This is a genomic window from Bacillus salitolerans, assembly GCF_042680805.1.
Classification (GTDB): domain Bacteria; phylum Bacillota; class Bacilli; order Bacillales; family SA4; genus Bacillus_CJ; species Bacillus_CJ salitolerans.
The window spans coordinates 1-16,942 of the sequence record NZ_JBHUEM010000015.1; the positions used below are offsets into that span (position 1 = coordinate 1).

19 protein-coding genes, 12 tRNA genes and 1 other RNA gene are annotated in these 16,942 nt (G+C 35.9%); 26 read left to right on the forward strand and 6 right to left on the reverse strand.

Annotated features, from left to right (window positions below; genetic code table 11):
- Positions 1 to 26: 26 nt before the first annotated feature.
- The 14 genes from ACFSCX_RS10710 (at position 27) to ACFSCX_RS10775 (ending at position 2,645) form a co-directional block, all read left to right on the forward strand.
- A tRNA-Arg gene (locus ACFSCX_RS10710) sits at positions 27 to 103 on the forward strand.
- A 22-nt stretch (positions 104 to 125) separates the two neighbouring features.
- Positions 126 to 198 (forward strand) — tRNA-Ala (locus ACFSCX_RS10715).
- A gap of 29 nt (positions 199 to 227) precedes the next feature.
- Positions 228 to 304, forward strand: a tRNA-Met gene (locus tag ACFSCX_RS10720).
- A gap of 11 nt (positions 305 to 315) precedes the next feature.
- Positions 316 to 408: transfer RNA gene (locus tag ACFSCX_RS10725), tRNA-Ser, on the forward strand.
- Between the two features lie 41 nt (positions 409 to 449).
- A tRNA-Met gene (locus ACFSCX_RS10730) sits at positions 450 to 526 on the forward strand.
- Positions 527 to 530: 4 nt separating this feature from the next.
- A tRNA-Asp gene (locus tag ACFSCX_RS10735) sits at positions 531 to 606 on the forward strand.
- 14 nt (positions 607 to 620) lie between these two features.
- Positions 621 to 694 (forward strand) — tRNA-Trp (locus ACFSCX_RS10740).
- A 3-nt stretch (positions 695 to 697) separates the two neighbouring features.
- Positions 698 to 771: transfer RNA gene (locus ACFSCX_RS10745), tRNA-Cys, on the forward strand.
- Between the two features lie 14 nt (positions 772 to 785).
- Positions 786 to 859 (forward strand) — tRNA-Gly (locus tag ACFSCX_RS10750).
- Positions 860 to 865: 6 nt separating this feature from the next.
- Positions 866 to 942 (forward strand) — tRNA-Ile (locus ACFSCX_RS10755).
- 82 nt (positions 943 to 1,024) lie between these two features.
- Positions 1,025 to 1,099: transfer RNA gene (locus ACFSCX_RS10760), tRNA-Asn, on the forward strand.
- Positions 1,100 to 1,173: 74 nt separating this feature from the next.
- Positions 1,174 to 1,555, forward strand: an RNA gene (gene rnpB, locus ACFSCX_RS10765) — RNase P RNA component class B.
- Between the two features lie 37 nt (positions 1,556 to 1,592).
- Positions 1,593 to 1,664: transfer RNA gene (locus tag ACFSCX_RS10770), tRNA-Gln, on the forward strand.
- Between the two features lie 120 nt (positions 1,665 to 1,784).
- Positions 1,785 to 2,645, forward strand: a complete 861-nt coding sequence (locus ACFSCX_RS10775) for a tyrosine-type recombinase/integrase (RefSeq protein WP_377928231.1) — start codon at positions 1,785 to 1,787, stop codon at positions 2,643 to 2,645.
- Between the two features lie 43 nt (positions 2,646 to 2,688).
- Here ACFSCX_RS10775 and sspO read toward each other — a convergent pair whose 3' ends face one another.
- Positions 2,689 to 2,838, reverse strand: coding sequence for a small acid-soluble spore protein O (gene sspO, locus ACFSCX_RS10780; protein WP_377928232.1), 150 nt, complete (start codon positions 2,836 to 2,838; stop codon positions 2,689 to 2,691).
- A 243-nt stretch (positions 2,839 to 3,081) separates the two neighbouring features.
- Here sspO and acnA point away from each other — a divergent pair, with 243 nt between their 5' ends.
- Together acnA and ACFSCX_RS10790 are read left to right on the forward strand one after the other, a co-directional pair.
- Complete coding sequence (acnA, locus tag ACFSCX_RS10785; protein ID WP_377928233.1) at positions 3,082 to 5,796, forward strand: aconitate hydratase AcnA; 2,715 nt, start codon at positions 3,082 to 3,084, stop codon at positions 5,794 to 5,796.
- Positions 5,797 to 5,975: 179 nt separating this feature from the next.
- Entirely contained in the window at positions 5,976 to 6,536 is a 561-nt protein-coding gene (locus ACFSCX_RS10790; RefSeq protein ID WP_377928234.1) for a peroxiredoxin family protein, read from the forward strand.
- Positions 6,537 to 6,581: 45 nt separating this feature from the next.
- Here ACFSCX_RS10790 and ACFSCX_RS10795 read toward each other — a convergent pair whose 3' ends face one another.
- A complete protein-coding gene (locus ACFSCX_RS10795) occupies positions 6,582 to 7,511 on the reverse strand; it encodes an IS3 family transposase (RefSeq protein WP_377928297.1) in 930 nt (309 codons plus the stop codon).
- Positions 7,409 to 7,972 carry a helix-turn-helix domain-containing protein gene (locus ACFSCX_RS10800; RefSeq protein ID WP_377928235.1) on the reverse strand — a complete coding sequence of 188 codons (564 nt, stop codon included), beginning with the start codon at positions 7,970 to 7,972 and terminating at the stop codon, positions 7,409 to 7,411. Before ACFSCX_RS10800 ends, ACFSCX_RS10795 begins: the two co-directional genes overlap by 103 nt.
- A 257-nt stretch (positions 7,973 to 8,229) precedes the next feature.
- On the opposite strand from ACFSCX_RS10800, the gene ACFSCX_RS10805 reads away from it, so the two are divergent.
- The 6 genes from ACFSCX_RS10805 (at position 8,230) to ACFSCX_RS10830 (ending at position 12,085) form a co-directional block, all read left to right on the forward strand.
- Positions 8,230 to 8,361: an FbpB family small basic protein gene (locus tag ACFSCX_RS10805; RefSeq protein WP_377928236.1), complete on the forward strand. Its 132-nt coding sequence runs from the start codon at positions 8,230 to 8,232 to the stop codon at positions 8,359 to 8,361.
- Between the two features lie 88 nt (positions 8,362 to 8,449).
- Positions 8,450 to 8,599, forward strand: a complete 150-nt coding sequence (locus ACFSCX_RS10810; RefSeq protein WP_377928237.1) for an acid-soluble spore protein N — start codon at positions 8,450 to 8,452, stop codon at positions 8,597 to 8,599.
- 115 nt (positions 8,600 to 8,714) lie between these two features.
- A complete protein-coding gene (gene tlp / locus ACFSCX_RS10815; protein ID WP_377928238.1) occupies positions 8,715 to 8,942 on the forward strand; it encodes a small acid-soluble spore protein Tlp in 228 nt (75 codons plus the stop codon).
- On the forward strand, positions 8,902 to 11,337 hold the full coding sequence (locus ACFSCX_RS10820; protein ID WP_377928239.1) for an AAA family ATPase: 2,436 nt from the start codon (positions 8,902 to 8,904) through the stop codon (positions 11,335 to 11,337). The genes tlp and ACFSCX_RS10820 overlap by 41 nt, the downstream gene beginning before the upstream one ends.
- 12 nt (positions 11,338 to 11,349) lie before the next feature.
- Positions 11,350 to 11,775: an acyl-CoA thioesterase gene (locus ACFSCX_RS10825; RefSeq protein ID WP_377928240.1), complete on the forward strand. Its 426-nt coding sequence runs from the start codon at positions 11,350 to 11,352 to the stop codon at positions 11,773 to 11,775.
- A 4-nt stretch (positions 11,776 to 11,779) separates the two neighbouring features.
- Positions 11,780 to 12,085 carry a hypothetical protein gene (locus tag ACFSCX_RS10830; RefSeq protein ID WP_377928241.1) on the forward strand — a complete coding sequence of 102 codons (306 nt, stop codon included), beginning with the start codon at positions 11,780 to 11,782 and terminating at the stop codon, positions 12,083 to 12,085.
- Between the two features lie 16 nt (positions 12,086 to 12,101).
- On the opposite strand, the gene ACFSCX_RS10835 is transcribed toward ACFSCX_RS10830, so the two are convergent.
- Complete coding sequence (locus ACFSCX_RS10835) at positions 12,102 to 12,395, reverse strand: HesB/YadR/YfhF family protein (protein WP_377928242.1); 294 nt, start codon at positions 12,393 to 12,395, stop codon at positions 12,102 to 12,104.
- 423 nt (positions 12,396 to 12,818) lie between these two features.
- Here ACFSCX_RS10835 and ACFSCX_RS10840 point away from each other — a divergent pair, with 423 nt between their 5' ends.
- Genes ACFSCX_RS10840 through ACFSCX_RS10855 form a run of 4 tightly spaced genes read left to right on the forward strand, consistent with a single transcriptional unit; the run spans position 12,819 to position 15,409 of the window.
- Complete coding sequence (locus ACFSCX_RS10840) at positions 12,819 to 13,373, forward strand: RNA polymerase sigma factor (RefSeq protein WP_377928243.1); 555 nt, start codon at positions 12,819 to 12,821, stop codon at positions 13,371 to 13,373.
- Positions 13,370 to 13,843, forward strand: a complete 474-nt coding sequence (locus ACFSCX_RS10845; RefSeq protein ID WP_377928244.1) for a hypothetical protein — start codon at positions 13,370 to 13,372, stop codon at positions 13,841 to 13,843. The genes ACFSCX_RS10840 and ACFSCX_RS10845 overlap by 4 nt, the downstream gene beginning before the upstream one ends.
- A gap of 7 nt (positions 13,844 to 13,850) precedes the next feature.
- Positions 13,851 to 14,345 carry a hypothetical protein gene (locus tag ACFSCX_RS10850; protein WP_377928245.1) on the forward strand — a complete coding sequence of 165 codons (495 nt, stop codon included), beginning with the start codon at positions 13,851 to 13,853 and terminating at the stop codon, positions 14,343 to 14,345.
- Positions 14,342 to 15,409 carry a DUF4097 family beta strand repeat-containing protein gene (locus ACFSCX_RS10855; protein WP_377928246.1) on the forward strand — a complete coding sequence of 356 codons (1,068 nt, stop codon included), beginning with the start codon at positions 14,342 to 14,344 and terminating at the stop codon, positions 15,407 to 15,409. The genes ACFSCX_RS10850 and ACFSCX_RS10855 overlap by 4 nt, the downstream gene beginning before the upstream one ends.
- Positions 15,410 to 15,424: 15 nt before the next feature.
- Here the strand turns inward: ACFSCX_RS10855 and ACFSCX_RS10860 are convergent, their stop codons facing one another.
- Positions 15,425 to 16,594, reverse strand: a complete 1,170-nt coding sequence (locus ACFSCX_RS10860) for a CapA family protein (RefSeq protein ID WP_377928247.1) — start codon at positions 16,592 to 16,594, stop codon at positions 15,425 to 15,427.
- Positions 16,595 to 16,728: 134 nt separating this feature from the next.
- Positions 16,729 to 16,908, reverse strand: coding sequence for a hypothetical protein (locus ACFSCX_RS10865; RefSeq protein WP_377928248.1), 180 nt, complete (start codon positions 16,906 to 16,908; stop codon positions 16,729 to 16,731).
- Between the last annotated feature and the right edge of the window lie 34 nt (positions 16,909 to 16,942).

A 16,942-nucleotide genomic window follows, 5' to 3' on the forward strand; every position in this document is an offset into this window, starting at 1 on the left:
TCGATTCCGGTCCTCGGCACCATTTAGCGCCCGTAGCTCAATTGGATAGAGCGTTTGACTACGGATCAAAAGGTTAGGGGTTCGACTCCTCTCGGGCGCGCCATCTTTATACTATTTATTTTCTTGGGGCCTTAGCTCAGCTGGGAGAGCGCCTGCCTTGCACGCAGGAGGTCAGCGGTTCGATCCCGCTAGGCTCCACTTTTCATTATTTATATTTTTTATTTAATGGCGGTGTAGCTCAGCTGGCTAGAGCGTACGGTTCATACCCGTGAGGTCGGGGGTTCGATCCCCTCCGCCGCTACCAAAAAATATTATGGAGGAATACCCAAGTCCGGCTGAAGGGATCGGTCTTGAAAACCGACAGGGGTGTAACAGCCCGCGGGGGTTCGAATCCCTCTTCCTCCGCCATAATTCTTTAATGGTAAATAAAAAATAGAATATCATATTATCGCGGGGTGGAGCAGTCTGGTAGCTCGTCGGGCTCATAACCCGAAGGTCGTAGGTTCAAATCCTGCCCCCGCAACCAAAGTGGTCCCGTGGTGTAGCGGTTAACATGCCTGCCTGTCACGCAGGAGATCGCGGGTTCGATTCCCGTCGGGACCGCCATCTAAATATTTTTTAGGGGCATAGTTTAACGGTAGAACGAGGGTCTCCAAAACCCTTGGTGTGGGTTCGATTCCTACTGCCCCTGCCAAGTGGCGGCATAGCCAAGTGGTAAGGCAGAGGTCTGCAAAACCTTTATCCCCAGTTCAAATCTGGGTGTCGCCTCCAATACCTTTTATTATGCGGGTGTAGTTTAATGGTAAAACCTCAGCCTTCCAAGCTGATGTCGTGAGTTCGATTCTCATCACCCGCTCCAATTGATGGGCCTATAGCTCAGCTGGTTAGAGCGCACGCCTGATAAGCGTGAGGTCGATGGTTCGAGTCCATTTAGGCCCACCATGTTTTATTGAATACAATCGGTATTACTGCAAATACTAAATAACACAAACAACTTTTTACGTATCAATATAAATAATATTAATCCACCATAGCTCAGCGGTAGAGCATTCGGCTGTTAACCGAAGGGTCGTAGGTTCGAATCCTACTGGTGGAGCCAATTTATACCTATATATTCGTAGAAGTTTACTTAAGTGAAGTTGTGTGATATTATTATAAATGATAACTGTTCAGAATTGGAGAGAATCGCGCAGTTTTTCTGTGAGGAAAGTCCGTACTCGCACAAGCTGAGATGCTTGTAGTGATCGTGTCTAGCGAAACAGTAAGCTAGAGCAACCTATTAATAGTTGACGGCAAGGAAAATACCTAAGTTCAAGTGAATATGGTATGAATACTTTGAAAGTGCCACAGTGACGTAGCCTTATTGGAAACAATAAGGGTGGAACGAGGTAAACCCCACGAGCGAGAAACCTAAATTTTGGTAAGGGAAGTGCCTGAAGGTAAATGAACTAAAGGGTACCATAGTTAATCAGCTATGAGATAGATGATTCTCCTTTCAGTGCGAGAATAATAAGTATTCGTTACTAGCACTTTAAGAACAGAATACGGCTTACGAAGATTCTGAACAAAATAAATTAAGTAAATATAATTATTGGGCTATAGCCAAGCGGTAAGGCAACGGACTTTGACTCCGTCATGCGTTGGTTCGAATCCAGCTAGCCCAGCTAAACGCTAAAAAGGGTGGTGTAATACACTACCCTTTTTAATTTTTCGAATATATTTTATAAAAGTTTATTTCTACGAAGTTTGGTGCTATGCTAAATTCTGACAAGGGGGGGAGATTCTTGAGAACTGGTAACAATACAAATGATGTCTTACAATTATTTGGGAAATCATTAATTGAACAAGGAAAGTCAGTGGGGACTTTTAAAACTTATTCAAAAGTAGTCGAACATTTTTTAAATTACTTAATTGTTAATAAAATAATTAATAACATTGATGATATAGATGCGAAAGGTGTACATGAGTATGTTGAATCATTAAAACAAGAAAATAAAAGTTCAAGCACTATAGAAAAGCATATAGCTGCCATTAATATTTTCTTATGTTATATAGAAAAACCCCATATTAGAACTTACCTTCCTCGTAAACAGAAAGAAAATACTAAACTTCGTCCTCAATCTTTAACAAAAGAAGAAGAAATACAACTATTACATGAAATAGAGTTAGATGGTAATATCAGAAATATTGCTATTGTTTATTTATTGCTACACACGGGCATAAGAGTTTCTGAGTTGTGTAATTTAAATAAAACAGATATTAAGATTGGATCTTCTGATGAGGGACAAATTGTTGTAAGGGATGAAGGAAGTTTGCATAATAGTAGGATGATTCCACTTTCAACATTTGCATTAAAACACCTACTACGATATCTAGACAGCTTAGACACAGATTCTAATGCATTATTTATTTCGAGCTTTAATCAGCGTATAACAACTAGAGCTGTTCAATATATGTTAAAAAAGTATAATGTACATCCTCATTTGTTAAGGCACACTTTTTGTTATCGATTAGTTGATCATGGCGTTGATTTAAATACCGTTTCAAAGCTAGCGGGACATAAAGATATAAATATTACAAAACGCTACGTAAAGAAAGATGCAGAGCATAATATGACTATTGCCATTAAAAGGACATTTGCATAACTAAAAAAAGGCACTCACAGTTGAGTGCCTTTAAAACTTTATATTATTGATTTTTCTTTCTTTTTTTGTTGTTTTGCCTTTGTTCTGCTGTTAAAGGTTCATTTTGAAATTCCTCATTATAACCTGCACCCATTCCCTGTGCGCTTGCTGCATTCATTCCAGGTATAATATGATTTGCCTTACGTTTACCCATTTATATCACCTCCACACTTTTAGGATGAGTAAAGTTGGGAGAAAATATGTTGGCATAGAAATTTCGACAAGTGACTGTCACTAAATAAGAATTTCTTATTGCAAACAATAACTTTCTTGTTATTTACTTATGTATATACTTGTATTAAGATAGGGACGTAGGATATTTAATGGTACATTCTAAATTAATGGTATGGACCTATTCACTACATTCTAAAACTGAAAAACTAAAGGGGGAGTACACGTGGCAACTAACGATGTATTCAAAGCTCGTTCATCCTTTGAAGTGGATGGAAAAAAGTATAATTATTATCAACTTAAAGCCCTTGAAGAAGCAGGGGTAGGCAATGTATCCCGCTTACCTTATTCAATCAAGGTTTTACTTGAATCTGTATTACGTCAATACGACGGACGTGTAATTTCGAAGGAGCACGTTGAAAACTTAGCTAAATGGGGAACTGATGAAGTACAAGATATTGATGTTCCATTCAAGCCATCTCGTGTAATTCTTCAAGACTTTACAGGAGTACCAGCAGTTGTTGATTTAGCATCTTTACGTAAAGCAATGGCAGACATGGGTGGAGATCCACAAAAAATTAATCCTGAGAAGCCAGTAGATCTAGTTATAGATCACTCTGTACAAGTAGATAGAGCAGGTACACCGGATGCACTAGCTTTTAATATGGATCTTGAATTTGAACGTAACGCTGAGCGTTATAAATTCTTAAGCTGGGCTAAGAAAGCATTTGATAACTATCGTGCTGTTCCGCCTGCAACAGGAATTGTGCACCAAGTTAACCTAGAATACTTAGCTAACGTTGTTCATGCTGTTGAAGGTGAAAACGGCGAATTTGAAGCATTTCCAGATACCTTAGTAGGAACTGACTCACATACAACAATGATTAACGGTATTGGTGTACTTGGATGGGGTGTAGGTGGTATTGAGGCTGAGGCAGGAATGCTTGGTCAACCATCATATTTCCCAGTTCCAGAAGTGATTGGGGTTAAGTTAACAGGAGAACTTCCAAATGGTACAACTGCTACAGATTTAGCATTAAAAGTTACTCAAGTGCTTCGTGCTAAAGGTGTAGTAAACAAGTTTGTTGAATTCTTCGGACCTGGTATGGCAGCATTACCTTTAGCTGACCGTGCAACGATTGCAAACATGGCACCAGAGTATGGAGCTACATGTGGATTCTTCCCAGTTGACGAAGAGGCGTTAGATTACATGCGTTTAACTGGTCGTGATGAACAATTAATTAAGATTGTTGAAGCATATTCAAAAGCGAACGGCTTATTCTATACCCGTGATGCTCAAGATCCAATCTTCACAGATGTGGTTGAAATTGATCTTTCTCAAATTGAAGCGAATCTGTCTGGTCCTAAGCGTCCTCAAGACTTAATTCCGCTTTCTCAAATGAAAGAATCATTCACAAAGGCTCTAGCAGCTCCAGCTGGTAACCAAGGATTTGGCTTACAACCAATTGACATTAATAAAGAAATTACTGTTAAGTTTAACAGTGGTGAAGAAACAAAAATGAAAACAGGTGCAGTAGCAATCGCAGCCATCACTAGCTGTACAAATACTTCAAACCCTTATGTATTAATTGCATCTGGTTTAGTTGCAAAGAAAGCGGTTGAAAAAGGATTAACGGTACCTAAATATGTAAAGACCTCTTTAGCACCAGGGTCAAAGGTTGTTACTGGATACCTAGAAAATTCAGGTCTACTTCCTTACCTAGAGCAATTAGGATTCAATACAGTAGGATATGGATGTACAACTTGTATCGGAAACTCAGGGCCATTAGCGGATGAGATTGAAAAGGCAGTTGCTGAGAACGATTTATTAGTTACGTCTGTACTTTCAGGTAACCGTAATTTTGAAGGGCGTATTCACCCACTAGTTAAAGGAAACTACCTTGCATCTCCACCTTTAGTTGTTGCTTATGCTTTAGCTGGGACAGTGGATATTGATTTACAAAACGATGTAATTGGTAAGGACAAAGATGGAAACGATGTATTCTTTAGTGATATTTGGCCAACAACAGCTGAAATTAATGAACTTGTTAAGAGCACTGTTACACCTGAATTATTCCGTAAAGAATATGACCGTGTATTTGATGATAATGAGCGTTGGAACCAAATTGAAACAACTGATGATGCATTATATCAATGGGATGAGGATTCAACATACATCCAAAACCCACCGTTCTTCGAAGGCTTATCACCAGAACCAGGTGAGGTTAAGCCATTAGAAGGACTAAGAGTAGTTGGTAAGTTTGGTGACTCTGTTACAACTGATCATATTTCACCTGCTGGTTCAATCGGAAAAGATACACCTGCTGGACGTTACCTACAAGAGAATGGTGTGAGTCCACGTGACTTTAACTCTTATGGCTCTCGTCGTGGTAATGACCGCGTTATGACAAGGGGTACATTTGCAAACATCCGTATTAAGAACCAAATTGCACCAGGTACTGAAGGTGGATTCACTACTTACTGGCCAACTGGTGAAATTATGTCCATTTATGATGCATGTATGAAGTATAAGCAAGATGGAGTAGGTTTAGTCGTTCTTGCTGGTAATGACTATGGAATGGGATCTTCTCGTGACTGGGCTGCTAAGGGAACCAATCTTTTGGGAATTAAAACGGTTATTGCAGAAAGCTTCGAGCGTATCCACCGTAGTAACCTTGTATTAATGGGTGTTCTTCCTCTTCAATTCAAACAAGGAGAAAACGCAGAAGTACTTGGACTTACTGGTAAAGAAACAATTGAAGTTCAAATCGATGAGAATGTTAAACCACGTGATCTAGTGAGAGTAACTGCTACGGATGAAGCTGGTAATAAGAAAGAATTTGATGTTCTAGTACGCTTTGATAGTGAAGTAGAAGTTGACTACTACCGTCATGGTGGAATCCTTCAAATGGTATTACGTGATAAATTAAAAGAAAACTAAAATGTAAAGAACCACTTCAATAGTGGTTCTTTTTTCGTTACAAAACCGTGAATTTGATCAGAATAAGTACCAAACATGATAGAATATCTAGGAAGAGAAATCATATTCCTCCTAAATATACTATATAGTAAAGTAGGACAACTACTATACTCGAGTGCAATTCTGAAAGGATGTTTATCATGAAACGGATTATAGCCATTGGAATCTTATTAGGTTTAATTGGATATACGTTATATACCCAACTACTAGCAAAGGAAGAAGAGAAAGTAATCATTCCTGCAAATGCAGGACATTATGGAGAAATTATAAAGAATCAAGGTTTTGTAGGGAATTCATCATTTGATTTTACATTATCAACACTTGAGGGTAAAAAAGTCCAACTTTCTGATTATAAAGGGAAAAAGGTCATTTTAAATTTTTGGGCAACCTGGTGTCCACCTTGTAAAGATGAAATGCCACATATGCAAGAGTTTTATGATGAATATAGTGAAGAGGTTGAAATATTAGCTGTTAATCTTCGTGACCGTGAACGCTCGGATGAAGCTATACAACAATTTATTGAAGCCAATCACATTAATTTTCCAATACTCCTTGATGAAAAAGGAAAAGTAACGAGTGCGTATAAAGTTCTCACCATTCCAACTTCATTTTTCATAGACACACAAGGAACGATCCAATATCATTTTATCGGACCTATGTCAGTTAATGATATGAAGAGATTAACTAAAAGCATGAATTAATTAAAGGCCCAAATAGGTGGTGACCCCACAAAGTTAGAGTTTTTATTATGCAGCTAATTGGCTGGTTTGAGTTCGGTATTGTATTGGACTTAAACCAGCCAGTTTTACTTTAATGCGTTCATTGTTGTAGTAATCCATGTATACCTCAATTTTTCTTTTTAGCTCTTCATAAGGTACTAAGTCTTCTCCGTAGTACATCTCTTGCTTAAGAATCCCAAAGAAGTTTTCCATTGCCGCATTATCCGCACAGGTTGCTTTTCTAGACATGCTTTGAAAGATTTTATTTCTTTTTAATGTTTTTACCCACGTATTATGTTGATAATGCCAACCTTGATCCGAGTGTACAGTGGAACGGTATTTTGCTTCATCTTTAATGATTTCCAGTGCCTTATTTAATGGTTCTAAAACGAAGTCTAATGTTGGTCTGTTAGATATACCAAAAGAGATAATTTCGCCGTTGTATAAATCCATAATGGGACTTAAATATAGCTTTTGGTCATCAGTACATTTAAATTCGGTCACATCTGTTACTAGTTTTTGAAGACGAATAGATGTATTGAATCTACGATTCAAGCTGTTTTTGGCTACTTTACCAACAGTACCTTTATATGATTTATAACGAGATTTCCTTGTGAATTTTTCACATTTTAAACTTAATACGCTCATTATTCGTTGAACCTTTTTATGGTTAATCACATACCCTTGTCCTCTTAACTCTAAATAAATGCGACGATACCCGTATTTACCCTCGTGCTTTTGAAATGGTTTGGTAATCTTTTCCTTCCATTCTTTATCTGGATCGTCTTTTTTCAATTGCTTCACTTGGTAGTGATAAGTTGCCCCTGGAATACCAACTACTACTAAAACATCTTTTAATTTGAATCCTTCTTCTTTGAGTTCGAATGCCAACGCTGCTTGTGCTTTTCTAGGAAGGCATTCGGATTCTCTTGAAAAGCGTTTAACTTTTTTAAATATGAATTCTCTAAACGTAAAAGTTCATTTTCACGTTCTAATAGTTCTTCACGAGATAATTCTTGTTCTTGTTTTAGTGATTTTACTTTATGATTTTTAGACATAGAAGGCCGCCCTTTCACTTTTTCTTGCAGGCCCTCTATACCTTTCTCTAAGAAGGTTTTATACCAATTCGAAATTAATGGAGGATTGTTCATCTTAAAAACAATCGCAGTATCTTGGTAGGAAGCACCTGTCTGTTTCATAAAGTTTAATACATCTAACTTAAATTTGACAGAGTAAACTTGTTTAGAATGCTTCCTACAAAGTCCGTCTTCCCCAAATTCTTTATAAGAACGAACCCATCTCTTAATTTGAGATTCACTAGGAATACCATATTTATTAGCCAATGATTTATATCCTAGAGTACCTCCTAGATATTCCATTACGATTTTTAATTTAAATTTACTACCGTACTTTGCCATACAAAAACACCCCAGATGTTAGATTTGCAACTCTAACTTTTGGGGTGCAGTACCATAAGGGTCTTTTTTCGGTTATGAAACTTAATTTTTACAATATTCTCCTATGTTTGATTTAAAGGTCGCTTAAATATGTTAAGTACAAATATATATAAAGATTGTATTTTTATATGACTTTAAATTTTCAAAAAAATGTCATAATTCTATTAGATAATGGGCAAAATGGTCAATATCATAAGAAAGAAGGGGTGGTGTTATATATGAGGAAAATGAGGAAAAGGACATTTCAGGAGTTAGTATTAGAAAATAAACAACAGCTCATGAATGACAGAGAAGCTTTAGAAAGAATAGAGGATCGTATTGAACAAAAGAGATTAAATAAAGCTGAATAGCAAAAAGGGAAGCGGTTAAACATACCAGCTTCCTTTTTTACATATTAAATCACAATGAAGCTAACATTACATCTAAGGGGGGAATGTTATGAGTAAAAGTAAACCGAAGCGTAATTCTGAGCATTTTGTACCGAACCACTTAGGTACGCAGCCACGTGGATTTGGTGGAAATAAAGGGAAAAAGTATCAGGATAAGTCCGGAGAGCACGCACAAGTAATACAAACTAAAGGAGAGTAATAAAAATTTCTAAGTGAAGGTACAGATAATCCTTCACTTAGAAATAAAAGGGTTACATAACTTCCTTTAGAAAAAGCAACACTAATTTTTGATATTACAGCAAGGGGGTAAAATGATGGCTTATACACGTCCAAATCCAGACGACCGCAGTGATAATGTAGAAAAGCTTCAAGAAATGGTTCATAATACGATTGAAAACATGGAGGAAGCCGAAGCTGCCATGGCATTCTCGAATGAGCAGGACCGTGCGGCTATTGAAGCTAAAAATGAACGAAGAAGAGAAAGTATAGATGCATTCCGAAATGAAATTAAGGACGAGGCTAGAAATAATCAAGGACATTAAAGCAAAAGACCAGGCAAAAAATGCTTGGTCTTTTTCAATAAGAGATTTCAATGATATGATAAGTATGGTGATAAGAATGAATAATGAATATGTGTTTCATAAGGATGAGATTGAGAAGAAGATATATGAATGGAAGCATGATTTGAATACTATTGGCATTGTACAAAATGAAGGGGACATTATTGTTACGCTAAGATCAATTGAGGGAAAAAGTTCCCTACATGAAGCTACCTTATTTTATATGCTTGCAAGGTCAAGATCAACACGATTACATAAGATGGATGATTTATCAGAATCTTGGTTAGAAAAAGCAAAAAGTCTAGATCCAAATAATAATGAAGTAAAAGAGTTCTATTTGTGTAATGTACTAAAATCCGTCAGGGAAATTACTACAATATTACAGTTTCCAACTATTCGTGAAACAGATAATCGAACTGCAAAGAAAAAACTAGCAGAAGAGTATATTGGAATATGTCGTACATTTTTAGATGCGTTTTTTGATGAACATGAAAAAATGCAGCGAATTCTACAACAACATTCTAATGAGGATCCAACTCATCAAAAACTGAAAAAGTGGTTAGAAACTTTACAAGAAATAGATGCGCTTGTCATAAATTTACTTAAGGCAACGGAAGAATATCATAGTTCCCTAACTGGGGTGTTCTATACTTCCATCCATTTGGAAGAGATGATGACTGCGATAGAGAAAATTAATCTTTTAAATAAAACATTTCAATTTACTGACGATTCTTTTCTAACTACGGAAAGTAGTAGCCTACAAGAGCTTGATCAAATGATTGGTATGCAATCTGTGAAGAATCGGGTGAAGAAACACTATCACTATTTACAATATGAAAAGCAGCGGAAAAAATTGGGATTTACGATGAAGGACGAAGTAAGCTTGAATATGATTATAACCGGGAATCCAGGTACAGGAAAGACGACATTAGCTCGGTTACTGGCTAAAATTTATTATGAGTTGAACATACTTCCAAAATCAGAGGTTGTTGAAGTAGATCGTTCACAGTTAGTGGGAGCATATGTTGGTCAAACCGAAGAGAATGTAAAGAATGTCATAAAAAAAGCGCTAGGTGGAGTCTTATTTATTGATGAAGCATACAGCTTAAAGAGAGAAGGACAAACAGGGAATGATTACGGACAAGTTGCAGTTGATACTCTAGTTACAGCTATGACAAGCGGCGAATTTGCAGGGAAATTTGCTGTAATCTTAGCTGGCTACCCTGAAGAAATGAGACAATTTCTTACTTCAAATCCAGGCTTACGAAGCCGTTTCCCCGAGAGTAATTATATCCAGCTGCTCGATTATTCAAACGATGAACTTATTGAAATTGCAAAGAGGGTTGCATTAGATAATGATTATAGTTTTACAGAAGAAGCGTTAACAGAGCTAGTCTACAGGATTGAAAAACAACGAGTTGATGAAACCTTTGGAAATGCAAGAACTGTAAAGAGTATTGTGATGGATGTGATATTTCAAAAGGGGGCTTCAACAGAGTTAAATGATAGCAATCCTCTTGAATTTACAATCCTTGAGAAGGATGATATTACTGATTTAAACGATCATGAACCTCAAATATCACCCGAAAAGCAGTTAAGTGAATTAATAGGATTGGAACATGTAAAAAAAGAAATCAAAAAAATCCATCATTTTGTACAGATTCAACAATTAAGAAAGGAAAAGGGATTGACTGCAGTCCCAATTCAGCTACATGCTATTTTCACAGGGAATCCAGGTACAGGTAAGACAACAATAGCCTCTATATATGCTGGTATTTTAAGGGAGTGTGGGCTTTTAAAAAGAGGCCACCTAATCGTGACGAGTCGAGCTGATTTAGTCGCCGGCTTTGTTGGTCAAACAGCCATAAAAACGAGAAAGAAGATTAGGGAGGCATTAGGAGGAGTGCTTTTCATTGACGAAGCATACTCTCTTGTAACAGGGGGACCCTCTGATTTTGGGAAAGAGTGCATTGACACGATTGTAGAACAAATGACAAGACATCATGAAAATCTTGTCATTGTAATGGCAGGGTATTCTAATGAGATGATCGAACTTATGAGGAGTAATCCAGGATTAAAATCAAGATTTAAGAAGTTTTTTCACTTTCCTGATTATACACCAAGTGATATAGTAGACATCATCCATTTTCGTGTGAAAGAGTATGATTATAAACTTACAGATGAGGCAATTTTTTACTTAAATGAATATGTCGCAGCGAACAATATTGAGGGCAATGGAAGATTCGCTGTTAACTTCACTGAAGAACTCTTACAAGTTCAGGCTGAACGAATAATGGAGCAAATAGAGGTTGATGAAAGTGAATTTTCACGAATAATAGAGGAAGACATAAAAAAGGCATTGTTGGCCTTTCGCTAAGGAGTTAAGAACATGATTATTTCTACAAAAGAAATTGAAGTAAGGTATGCAGAAACAGACCAGATGGGTGTTGTGTATCATGCAAATTATTTAGTTTGGATGGAAGTTGGAAGAACACAGTTAATAAAAGACTTAGGATTTAGCTATGCTTCACTCGAGTCAGAAGGATACATTTCCCCTGTTATTGATCTACAAATAGCTTATAAAAAACCACTTCGTTATGGAGAAACAGCAACGATAAAAACGTGGATAGGCTATTATGATGGCTTTCGATCTGTATATGAGTATGAAGTGTTTACCCCTAATGGAGATTTAGCTATCACAGCTAGCTCGACACATGTTTGTGTGAAAAAGGAAAGCTTTAAGCCCATTTCTTTTCGTAAATTATTTCCAGATTGGCATGAAAAATACTTACACGCAGCTAAGAAGGAAGACTAATCTAATGGCATTTGGAATAAATCGTAAAGAATTAAATGACTGGAAATTAGCAGTTAAAAAAGGGGATCAAGTAGTCTTTATTACACATTTTTGGATCCATCCAAAGTATCCATCTATTAAAACAGTAACAAAAGCGGGTTCTTCCAATTTGAATGTACTAATTAAGTGGGGAAATAGACATGGTTTAAAAAAGGAATGGATCCATCATCGAGAGGGGTATCCGCATTTTGACTTAATAGGTGATAAACAAGTAGAGATCTTGGAGAAAGAAGGTATTCTGGATCAAATTGATCGATTTAGGCTAAAGTAGCCGCATTCAAACGCGGCTACTCTTTAATGTAGTTAAATTCTGGTTCCTTATAGGTTTCATTAAATAACACATGTAGACTATGTCCGTCAAAATACCATAGATCTTTTTGTTCAACAAAGAAATGGACGTCTTTAGAATATGCAGACATTCCTATTTCATCTGGGAGATCCTTTGAAACGCCTAAAGAGAACCCAGATTGAACTGTTCCACAGCCACCATAACGGACGAAAAAACGAATGGAATCCCCTTTATCTAAATTTAATTCATCTCTATACCAATTAGCTGCCTGTTCATCTATCAATAATTTCATGATTTTTCTCCTTTCAAAGAAAAAGATACTTTTATTATAGAGAAAATATGCGGATGTCACAATGAACAGGGCTTAGGAGTGAATTGTTGTAAACATAATCTTCATAAAATCAATAATTTTTTTATTGTTATATAGGAGAAAATCAACTAACCATTAAGTTGATTGGAAGTAGGTCGAATAGATTCAGCAATCATTCGATGTTGTTTCAAATATTCCTAAACACCTGTACAATCTGAATTTATGTAAAGACAAAACAGAGATAAGCGGATGGAGGAAGTAACCTTAAATATTGAAGAGGATATCATGATTAAGTAGCGAATTCAACGATGGTACATTCATCGTGTTTTTTTTTTTGAATTATTTGAAGGGGATAAAAATTTTACAGCGTCAAAATAAATGATATGGCTAAAAAGGGGGGAGTACATGAGTACCGATGAACAGTTAGTAAAGAAAATCTTGACCGGTCAAACTGAATGTTTCAGGGAAATTGTCTCCCGATATGAAAAAAAAGTATGGGCTATTGCTTACAAAGTATCCAAAAGTGAAAAAGATGCTGAAGATATAGCACAGGATGTTTTTTTACAAGTATACAAATCGATTCATGTATTTCGTGAAGAATCAAGCTTCTCAACGTGGATTTATCGGATTGCTATGAATAAGGCATTAGATTGGAAAAGACGATACGAAAGAAAAGCAGCATATGATGTTAATGGTGAGTTTGGACATACAGCCGATAAAATTCAATTATTGCCTGAACAAAAGCTACTAAAACAACTAGAACAAGAAGAGTTACTTTCTATCATGAATAAACTACCAGATAAATATTGTCATGTGATTAAGCTGTATTATTTCAATGAGTATAGTTATCAGGAAATCTCAAATGAATTAGGTATTGCTGTCAAAACTGTTGAAACAAGACTCTATCGGGCAAAAGGGTTAATGAGGAAATATTTCGGAAAGGAGGAAGAATTAAGATGAAGCATGTAACGATAGATCAATTTATTTCTCTTCAGCTTGAGGAGCTAGAGTGTGAAGATAAGAAAAGGGTAGTAGAGCATTTAGTAATTTGTCATTCATGTTCAATTGCCTATTCAGAATTTTTGGAGCTACAAGCAGTCTGGAATGACCCTTCTTCCTTTGAACCCCCAAATAATCTTGTAGATAGGGTTATGGACAGCTTAGATGAAGGACCATCTGTACCAAAAAAATGGGTCTCTACCGGAAAGAATAAATCAACACAAACTTGGATTCATTTTATGGTTTCAGCTGCTGCAACTATAATTGTTGCCAATATGGGATTATTTCAAGAGATTCAACATGTTTCATATCAATTTATAGGAGGCATTGTGGATGCAACTGTAAGAATCGAAACATTGACTACAAGTGGTTCGAAGTTTTTGGAAATGATTGAGTTAGATAGTATCATTCAACAGATTTATGAGGAGTGAAAATAGAATGAATAAATCAAAAGGACTAACGTTTATTTTATCTTTATTACCGGGATTAGGTCATTTTTACTTAGGTCTGATGAACCGAGGTTTGCAATTTATGATTATATTTTTCGGAGCTATATCTTTTGCCGATGTAATGATATTTTTTGGTTTTGCAATTCCGATTATTTGGTTTTATAGTCTGTTCGATGCTCTGCAACAACATAAGCAAATGGAAGAAACGAAAGAACTTTTGGATTCCCCAATTATTCAATGGGGAGTTATTCAAGACAAGAAACTATTATTTGGATGGGGGTTTATTATCTTAGGAACCGTCTACTTATTAGAGAAAGTAACAAGATATTACTTTGATTGGCAAATCTACGAGATTTCCAAAAATGTCCTAATTGGAGCCATCCTTGTTATTATTGGTATTCGTTTAGTAACCGGTAAAAATATTATTCCTACATCAAAACCAACAGAGACACATGAACCAGAAGGTAAGGTGGAGAACGAATGAGGCATTGGAAAGTTGGAACATTAACCGCAGGTTTGTTACTCATTTTCTTAGGAATCATATGGCTGATAAATAATTTCTGGGCGATGCCAATAGGTTGGCTTATCTCAAACGGTTGGCCGATTTTATTAGTAATTCTCGGCTTAGAAGTATTACTACATCAATTCATAAAAAAAGAAGAGCCATTAAAGTTTGATGGGATTAGTTTGTTTATCGTCATAATGCTTGGTTTTGTTAGTATGATGATCTATGGATTCCAATCAAGTGGGATCTTTCCTGCAATCTCATCTGTAGTAAATGGACAAATTTATACTGAAGAGTTTGAATTATCCGCTGATACGAACTCAATTGAGGAAATTATCATAGACATTCCAAACGCTGATGTATCTATAATAGGGGATCAAGGAAATAGCTTCCTTATTGATGGAGTATTAAATATCACTACGGAAAGTGAAAAACAAGCAAATAATTATTTTAACAATAGTATAAAAATAAATACAGTAGGAAATAAACTGATTTTTCAAATTGAGCATCCACAAAATCAAAAAATCTTTGGGTGGCAAAAGTTTGAAGGAAACTTCTACATTACCGTTCCTGAGGATAAATTTGTAAATGTGAAAGTAATTAATGGTGAAATTGAAGCTGAAAATCTTCTAATGGGCTCAAAAATTGAAATGGTTAATGGTAATCTTTCTGTTAAAAAAATGGCTCAATCTACAATTCTTGAAAATACAAATGGGAATGTAGAGGTCGAAAACTGGGATGGTAAATTGATTGCCACATCAACAAACGGAAATATAGAAGTGAAAACAATTAATCCAGTTTCTAATACAGCCGAACTCAAAACAGTGAATGGTTCGATTTCCATGCAGTTACCAGTAGACAGTGACTCTACTATTAAGGCAGAAACAAACAATGGGACAGTAAAAGACACAGTTAACTGGATAAGAAAAAATGAGAAGGAAGATTTTGATTATAAAAAAGAAGGTACACTTATTTTAGGAAAAGGGACTTTCAATGTACAGCTATCAAGTGTAAATGGAGATGTTAAGGTAGATGTAAAGTAGAAAAATGGCTCAAGCCTAATTGGCTTGAGCCATTTGGTTCTCAGGGAATAATTGATGCATATGGTCATCAATTTCGGCTAACCATTTAGTCGAGTTTGGTAATCCATAGTTTGATGCATTCTTTAAAGGTACAATTTTGTACCCATTTTTAGATACATAGGTTGGTAGAAAAGTTGGTTCTTTCACTTCAATAGTTTGTGAACCATTTTTTATTTCTTTTTGAATGGTAAGTGTAAGGATTCCTCCAATTTCACGATAGATTGACTTCTGACCGGATAAGAAATTACCTAAAGAATAAACAACAAATCCTTTATTCCCATTCTCGGCTTCAATCCATTCCATGGGTTGGAGGACATGAGGATGGTGACCTAAAATAATATTTGCTCCCATGTTGACGGCATGAGCTGCGATCTCTTTTTGGTCATCACTTGGCATCCGTTGATATTCGTTTCCGAAGTGTAAACTTACAACAACAACATCACTTATTTTTTTTGCTGCTTTTATATCATTTGTCATCTTATCGTAATCTATTAAGTTTACAATATATGGTTTATTTTTTGGAATAGGAATCCCGTTTGTTCCATACGTATAGGCCAAGAAAGAAAAAGTGATACCTTTACGGGTTATCGTTCGAATCACCTGACTGTCCGAAATAGTGCGGTAACCACCTGTATACAACAGTCCGATTTGGTCAAAGTAAGATGTAGCATTTAATAATGCCTGCTCACCGCGATCTAATGTATGGTTATTGGCGATTGAAACAATATCAATCCCTACATCTTTTAATGTATCTGCTACATTATAAGGACTATTAAAGCGAGGGTATGTTGATAATCCTATCGTTTCACCTCCAATCATCGTTTCTTGATTTGCAAAAGTAATATCGGCATCTTCTAAATGGGATTTCACCTCAGAAAACATGGGGGAAAAGTCATAGCCATCAGTAGTTTGGGCAGAATTATAAAGGGTCCCATGAATTAATATATCCCCAACTGCTTTTAAAGTCACACTACTCCTAAAATTTTTAGTAGAAATGTCACTTTGTTTCATAGAATGCTTATTAAAGGAAAATGTGGTATCTGCAATTGGCTCTTTATTTAGTAACATAAAGTAAACTAAAATTGATGAGATTAATACTAAATGAACAATTAAAGAGATACCTAAAAGTAAATAGTTATTTTTCACAATGAAACTCCTTTTCTCCACAATCTACTATCTACTATAATACAATTCTAGACAGAATGTCCTAAATTTTTGTGTATTTTACATAATATGTAAGATGCGGAGTGGAGTTAATATACATTTATATTGTAAATAAATTATGAATCCGTATCTAATTGATCGTTCCAGATTAGTAATTCATCAAACGTCCTAATTTTCTTAAATGATTCTGGTGCTCCTAGCTCTTCAAATAACTCTAATGAAAATTCTTCGTTGTGGCTCTCTCCTGAAACCTCTACCTCATAAACAAAGTTTCTTTGCTGATGTCGATTTTCCATTTTACCCCTACTTTCACATAAAAGTAAATTTAGT